Annotated in this window: 5 protein-coding genes and 1 pseudogene; 5 read left to right on the forward strand and 1 reads right to left on the reverse strand. The window is 69.1% G+C overall.

Annotation, left to right across the window (positions count from 1 at the left end; translation table 11 throughout):
• The first annotated feature begins 450 nt into the window (after positions 1-450).
• From AB0C29_RS30990 to AB0C29_RS31005, 4 genes are read left to right on the forward strand one after another with little or no spacing between them, the layout of a single operon-like run.
• Positions 451-729, forward strand: coding sequence for a hypothetical protein (locus AB0C29_RS30990; RefSeq protein ID WP_212986598.1), 279 nt, complete (start codon positions 451-453; stop codon positions 727-729).
• Positions 730-776: 47 nt separating this feature from the next.
• Positions 777-2,186, forward strand: coding sequence for a DUF4331 domain-containing protein (locus tag AB0C29_RS30995; RefSeq protein WP_360827548.1), 1,410 nt, complete (start codon positions 777-779; stop codon positions 2,184-2,186).
• Between the two features lie 8 nt (positions 2,187-2,194).
• Positions 2,195-2,524, forward strand: coding sequence for a phospholipase (locus AB0C29_RS31000; protein ID WP_360827551.1), 330 nt, complete (start codon positions 2,195-2,197; stop codon positions 2,522-2,524).
• Positions 2,525-2,560: 36 nt separating this feature from the next.
• Positions 2,561-3,586 carry an AraC family transcriptional regulator gene (locus AB0C29_RS31005; protein WP_360827554.1) on the forward strand — a complete coding sequence of 342 codons (1,026 nt, stop codon included), beginning with the start codon at positions 2,561-2,563 and terminating at the stop codon, positions 3,584-3,586.
• Between the two features lie 27 nt (positions 3,587-3,613).
• On the opposite strand, the gene glgC is transcribed toward AB0C29_RS31005, so the two are convergent.
• Positions 3,614-4,846: a glucose-1-phosphate adenylyltransferase gene (gene glgC / locus AB0C29_RS31010; RefSeq protein ID WP_360827557.1), complete on the reverse strand. Its 1,233-nt coding sequence runs from the start codon at positions 4,844-4,846 to the stop codon at positions 3,614-3,616.
• 140 nt (positions 4,847-4,986) lie between these two features.
• Here glgC and AB0C29_RS31015 point away from each other — a divergent pair.
• Positions 4,987-5,500, forward strand: a pseudogene (locus AB0C29_RS31015) (SigE family RNA polymerase sigma factor).
• Positions 5,501-5,588 lie beyond the last annotated feature (88 nt).

Raw genomic sequence — 5,588 nt, forward strand, 5'->3', positions numbered from 1 at the left:
CTGGTCGTCGCCGGCACGGGTACGGTCGCCGGCTCGGCCTCCGGTTCGTCACCGCACCCGCCCAGCGTGAGCAGCAGCACCGCCGCGACCAGCCATCGTCTCGCCATCATCCACCCCGCTCGTCCGTGTTCGTGCCGGCCTCAACCTCAACGACCCAGATCCCTGCGGGTCACCGTCCCAAGATCACCCCACGCAGTCGCGGAGAGACGGTGAGTGGCCGATTCCGATCGCCCCGGAAACGCTCCCAGTAATCGGCCTTTCCCTGGTTGAGCTGCGCATTCATCGATTCCGTGGCAACGGCAACCTGAAGGAAACCTTTGCTGGGAAATTGCTTTGAACCACTGCGGTGGTGGCTTCGTACTGATGGACGTCGACGACGTAAGTCCCGGGCAATAACCCCGATTCGCGCGACGGCGGGAGACCGCCGCAGCGTTTGACGAAAGGCCGAGCATGAGTCGTGTCCACTACGGCACGCGGGCGGTTAACCGCCTGTCGCGCCGTCGGGTTCTTGCCATCGCCGCCACGGTGGGAGTCGGCGCCGCCGGCGCCAGCGTGGCCGGGCTCAGCCTCGCCGGCGAGAAGGCCGGTTCGAGCGACAGCGAGCCGCTGGTGATTTCCCTGCGCGACGCGAAGAAGGGCACGTTCGACGTGTTCTCCGGCGGGTCCAAAGTGACGCTGACCGATCCCGACCTCGCCGAGAAGCTCCTCAAGGCCGTCAAGCGCGCCTGAATCGCTTCCTCACCCAGCCCCCCGATTCCTGAGTAAGGAAGTCCTCCATGTCATCGCACCGTGAAGCGCCGGAGATCAGCAAGGACCCGGTCGCCGACAGCGCCGACCTGTACGCGTTCGTGAGCCCGGACCACCCGGACACCGTCACGCTGATCGCCAACTACGTGCCGTTGCAGCTGCCGGCCAGTGGCCCGAACTTCTTCGAGTTCGGCGACGACGTGCTGTACGAGATCCACGTCGACTCCAACGGTGACGGCCGCCCGGATCTGACGTACCAGTTCCGGTTCCGGACCGAACTGCGCAACGACCGGACGTTCCTGTACAACACCGGGCCGATCGAGTCGCTCGACAGCGAGAACTGGAACCGCCGGCAGTTCTACTCGGTCACCAAGGTGGACGCGCACGGCAAGCACACGGTGCTGGCCGAGAAGCTGCCCTGCCCGCCGTGCAACGTCGGCCCGCTGTCCATCCCGGATTACGACAAGCTCGCCGAGGACGCGGTGCACAAGCTGAAGACCGGTGAGAAGGTCTTCGCCGGCCAGCGCGCCGACCCGTTCTTCGTCGACCTGGGCGCGATCTTCGACCTCGGCACGCTGCGGCCGTTCCAGGACAAGCACCTGGTCGGGCAGAAGCTGTTCAACTACGCCGGCAAGGCGGTCAACGCCACCGACAAGATGAACGTGCACAGCATCGCCATCCAGCTGCCGCTGCACTACGTGCGCAAGGACGGCAAGAAGAAGGTCCGCGGCCGCGACCCGGGCGCCGTCATCGGCGTCTGGACCTCGGCGAGCCGCCGCCAGGTGCAGGTCCGGCACGGCAAGAAGGACAACGACGACGTGTACGTGGGCCCGCAGGTCCAGGTGTCGCGGCTCGGCAACCCGCTGTTCAACGAGGTCATCGTGCCGATGGCGCAGAAGGACCTGTGGAACAGCCTGCCGCCGAGCGAGGACAAGCGTTTCGCCGAGTTCGTCGAGCAGCCGGAGCTCGGTGCGCTGCTGCCGGTGCTCTACCCGGGCCTGTTCGACAACCTGGCCGAGCTCAACAAGGCCAAGACCGCCCGGGCCGACCTGGTGGCGATCCTGCTCACCGGCATCCCGGACGGCCTGATCGACGACTTCCAGAACAACACCGGTGACGTGCAGGCCGACATGCTGCGGCTGAACACGGCCGTCCCGCCGACCAAGGAGGACCCGAACGCGTTCGGCATCCTCGGTGGTGACCTGGCCGGCTTCCCGAACGGGCGCCGCGTCGCCGACGACGTCGTGTCGATCTCGCTGCGGGCCATCGCCGGCGTCACCGTGCCGCTGGTGGACGAGAAATTCAAGCCGGACGCCGCGGCCGCGCTGGTCGAGCAGGGCCTGTCCGCCAAGGACGCCAGCTCCAAGCTGCTCAAGAAGTTCCCGTACCTCGGGGTGCCGTTCGACGGCTTCAACAACCCCGAGCCGGCGGACAAGTGAGCGCGGGCGTGCACCATCACCACACCCTCGACCCGTCCGGGCAGGGCACCGTGGTCCTCAACATCGGGGCGGGCATCGGTGCGCTGGTCATTTACACCCCGGGCAGCCTGCACGGCCACGAGATCGAGGTGAGCCCGGTGGGGGACGCGGCGACGCGTACCCACGCCGCGGTCCGCGCCCGGTACGTGCGCGACGGCGTGCTGTTCAGCGTCGTCATCGACAACCTGGCCGAGGGCCGCTACGTCGTCTGGCGCGACGCGGTCACCCCGTTGGCCGAGGTCGACGTGCGCAGCGGCTCGGTCACCGAGTACGAGTGGCCGGTACCCGCCAAAGTGTGACGCGCGGTGACGCCTCTGTCGGTCTAGGGTGAGCGGATGGACACGGCAGGGGCGGCCGGTCCGGAGCCCGGTACGGGAACTCCGGACGGGGACGTGGCGGTTTCCGCCAGCCTCCGGACGGCCGATGTGGAACAGGCGAGCTCGTTCTGCCGGCGGATGTACTACGGTCCGCTGGAGATCAAACCGGCCGGCAGCGCCGACGAGGTGACCTTCTCCGGCGAGGTGGCGCAGATCGGGCCGATCACCATCGGCGAGATCAGCTACGGCGTCGAGATGTGCCTCGAGAGCGGCAACCTGGAGACGGCGTACCACGTGCTGGCCCCGCTGACCGGCGCGGTCCAGGTGCTGCACCGGGGCGCGGCGACCACAGCCGACCCCAGCCAGGCCGCGGTGTTCCGCCCGGTCGGGGACATCTCGCTGCGCTGGTCGGCCGACTGCCGGCTGATCAGCTTCAAGGTGGACCGCCTCGCCCTGGAACGTGAGCTCGACGCGACCCTGGACCGCAAGGTCGGCTCACCGCTGCCGCTGGGGGCGACCTTCGGGCTCGCGGGCGGTCCGGGCCGCAGCTGGCTGGCGCTGGTCCGGCTGCTGCTGGCCGAGACCCGCCAGACGGACGGTCTGAACCTGCTGCCGCCGCTGCTGCGCCGCTGGCGTGAGCTGGCGATCAGCGGGCTGGCCCAGGCGGTCGAGCACCCGTTCTCCGAAGGTCCGGCGGGTCAGCCGACCGCCCGGCGGCCCCGGACGGTGAAACGGACCCTGGACGCGATGCACGCCGAGCCGGGCCGCTCCTTCACGGCGGCCGAGCTGGCCGGCATCGCGGGCGTCGGCATCCGGGTGCTGCAGGAATCCTTCCGCCAGCACGTCGGCGTGCCCCCGCTGACCTACCTGCGCCGGCTGCGGCTGGAGGGTGTGCACGCGGAACTCACCCGGGCCGGCCCGGGCCAGGTCAGCGTGAGCGAGGTGGCGACCCGCTGGGGCTTCACCCTCCTGGGCCGTTTCGCGGGCGCCTACCGCGAGCGTTACGGCGTATCCCCGAGCCAGACGCTGCGCGACCGCCTCTGACCCGAGGCGGTCGCGGTGGCGCGACTGCTACGGCTCGATGCGCTGGCCCTTGCCGATGACAACGATGCCGCTGTCGGAGACCGTGTAGCGCTTGCGGTCGCGTTCCAGGTCGACGCCGATCTGGGCGTCCTCCGGGATCAGCACGTTCTTGTCGATGATCGCGTTGCGGACCACCGCGCGCCGGCCCACCTGCACGCCCTCCATGAGCACCGAGCCCTCGACGTGGGCCCAGGAGTTCACCCGGACGTTGGGGGAGACCACCGAGCGCTCGACCAGGGAACCGGAGACGACCACCCCGGGCGAGATCATCGAGTCGACGGCGCGGCCCTGCCGGTCGTCGTAGCCGTGCACGAACTTCGCCGGCGGCCAGGAGCCGTAGTTGGTGAAGATCGGCCAGTCCATGTTGTAGAGGTTGAAGACCGGCAGCGTCGCGATCAGATCCAGGTGCGCGTCGTAGAACGAGTCGAGCGTCCCCACGTCGCGCCAGTAACCGCGGTCGCGTTCGGTGCTGCCCGGTACGTCGTTGTCGCGGAAGTCGTAGACGTTGGCCTCGCCCCGCTCCACCAGCATGGGGATGATGTTGCCGCCCATGTCGTGCTTGCTGTCCGGGTCCTGGGCGTCGGCGGTGACCGCCTCGCACAGCGCCCGGGTGGTGAAGACGTAGTTGCCCATCGACGCGTAGATCTCGTCCGGGGCGTCCGGCAGGCCCTCGACGTCGACCGGCTTCTCCCGGAAGGCCCGGATCTTCTTGCCGTCCTCACCCACGTCGATGACGCCGAACTGATCGGACATCGACTTGGGCTGGCGGATCCCGGCGACGGTCACGGCCGCGCCCGAGGCGATGTGGTCGTCGACCATCTGCTTGGGGTCCATGCGGTAGATGTGGTCCGCGCCGAAGACGATGACGTAGTCGGGATTCTCGTCGTTGATCAGGTTGAGGCTCTGGTAGATCGCGTCCGCCGAGCCGGCGAACCAGCGCGGGCCCAGCCGCTGCTGCGCCGGCACCGGGGTCACGTAGTTGCCCAGCAGCGTCGACATCCGCCAGGTCTTGGTGATGTGCCGGTCGAGCGAGTGCGACTTGTACTGGGTCAGCACCACGATCTTGAGGAACCCGCCGTTGGCGAGGTTGGACAGGACAAAATCGATCATGCGGTATATGCCGCCGAAGGGCACACCGGGCTTGGCCCGGTCCGCGGTGAGGGGCATCAGGCGCTTGCCTTCGCCACCTGCCAGAACGATCGCGAGCACCTTGACAGCCATGCCCGTGACGCTAACTTTCCCGGTGCCCCAGCGCCAGTCGAAGCGGCGATTCCCGGGATTTTACGGTTTCCGGTAAGCAGAATCGCGCCGCCACGGCGTCCTGGAGGCAGACATCACGACCGCAGCGGGGGAGCGAGGCAGTGCGCCATGGTTTCGAGGAGTACGTCAGAGCGCGGGGAGACGCGTTACGCCGGTTCGCCTATCTGCTCTGCGGGGACCGGCACCTGGGCGAGGACCTCGTACAGGAGGTGCTGATCAAGGCGTACCGGCGGTGGTCGCGGATCGAGGCGGACGATCCGGACGGCTACCTGCGTACGGCCCTGGTGCGGTCGCACGTGTCCTGGCTGCGGCGGCGCTCCAGCGGGGAACGGCCGGGCCGGCGCGAGACCGGTCCGGAGACCCCCTCGGCGCCGGGGCGCTCGGTGCCCGACTTCGCCGACCAGCACGCCGCGCGCGACGACCTGTGGGCCCGGCTGGACCGGCTGACCCGCGCTGGTGCTGCGCTACTACGAGGACCTCGACGACCGGCAGATCGCCGAGGCGCTGCGCTGCGCCGCCTCGACCGTCCGGGTGCACGCCGCCCGGGGGCTCGCGCGGCTGCGTGCCGACCTGAGCCCGGCCCCGTCCACCACCCTTTCCGGAGGTTCGCGATGATGCTCGAAGACGACCTGCGGGCGACCCTGCGCGAGCGCGCCGACGAGCCCACGATGCAGCCGGACCTGCTCGACGAGGTGCGCGTGGG

The sequence above is a fragment of the Actinoplanes sp. NPDC048791 genome, from assembly GCF_040650095.1.
Taxonomy (GTDB): Bacteria; Actinomycetota; Actinomycetes; order Mycobacteriales; family Micromonosporaceae; genus Actinoplanes.